Genomic DNA, 1,050 nt, shown 5'->3' on the forward strand with positions numbered 1-1,050 from the left:
GGAGGTTCGGGGCATCGGCGGGCTACTGCTGGGTGCCGGTGACCGTCACCGGGACGCTGACCGCGACGCCCTGGCAACCGTCGGGTGCGCTGTGCACCATGTCCAGGACGCCGGGGATCGCGAACACGGTGCTACCGGAGGTGTTGGCCGGGACGGAGATGCTCTCCGTGACCGGTGCCGAGGCGTCGATGGCGACGTCGGCGCTCGGGCAGGCGGTGGTGTTGAGCGACACCGGTGTGCCCCAGCTCAGGCCGGTGATGGTCACGGCGTACGGGTTGGGGTTGGCGATCTTGAAGTAGACCGTCCCGGCGGGGCCTCCCGGGTACAGGTTCGCCGCCGCGCCGGAGGGGGTCACGGCGGTGACGGTCAGGCCCTGGGCGACGGCGGCCGCGGCCCCGCCCGTCCCGCTTCCGGACGCGCTCCACACCGCGTACGCGACGCCGCTGCCCGTCGCGGCAGCCGTCAACGTGGCAACGGGCACGAACCACCGCTTGTCGATCTTCAAGGCAGTCTCGCTCTCTCTCGCGGAGACCGGCCGGCCTCCGGTGACGATCGGAGAGTACGGACCCGCGGGCGCGATCTCGGCGAGCCGTGACCCGGTGGCGGCGGCGATCGCCCGGATTCCATCCGTTGGGACCACGGCTCCGGCGGGATGCAGCCGGCCGCGATCTGAAAGGATTACCGGCGGTACACGAACCTGAAGAGGGGTGGGGAACATGGTCGGTGCGGTGCTGGTGGTCGTGCTGGTGCTCGCGGTCGGCGGGTGCGCATGCGTCGTGTGGGCGCAGCGGGGTGGGCCGGGGTGGGTGCGGGTGGTGGCGGCGGTGACGCTGGGGGCGGGCGAGTTGGTGCGGTCGGGGGCGAAGCGGCGGCGGCGCGGTACGAACAACAACGGCGGTGACGTCAGCAGCCTCGGCGACGGCGGTTCGTGAGGATCGGCACACGCTTCGCAATCGGGCCCGCACGTTGTGTACCGTCGCCCTGAGGTGCGATGAAGGGGGCGCGGCACGTGAGCGAGCGCAGCGAGCGAGCCATTGAGGGGTGCGCGTT

The 1,050-nt window shown here is 72.0% G+C and carries 2 protein-coding genes; one reads left to right on the forward strand and one right to left on the reverse strand.

Annotation, left to right across the window (positions count from 1 at the left end; all coding sequences use genetic code 11):
- Positions 1-22: 22 nt before the first annotated feature.
- Positions 23-505: a hypothetical protein gene (locus AB0O00_RS41280; RefSeq protein ID WP_363659789.1), complete on the reverse strand. Its 483-nt coding sequence runs from the start codon at positions 503-505 to the stop codon at positions 23-25.
- A gap of 211 nt (positions 506-716) precedes the next feature.
- On the opposite strand from AB0O00_RS41280, the gene AB0O00_RS41285 reads away from it, so the two are divergent.
- On the forward strand, positions 717-932 hold the full coding sequence (locus tag AB0O00_RS41285; RefSeq protein ID WP_363659790.1) for a hypothetical protein: 216 nt from the start codon (positions 717-719) through the stop codon (positions 930-932).
- Positions 933-1,050 lie beyond the last annotated feature (118 nt).

This window comes from Kitasatospora sp. NPDC093558, from assembly GCF_040683475.1.
Taxonomy (GTDB): domain Bacteria; phylum Actinomycetota; class Actinomycetes; order Streptomycetales; family Streptomycetaceae; genus Kitasatospora.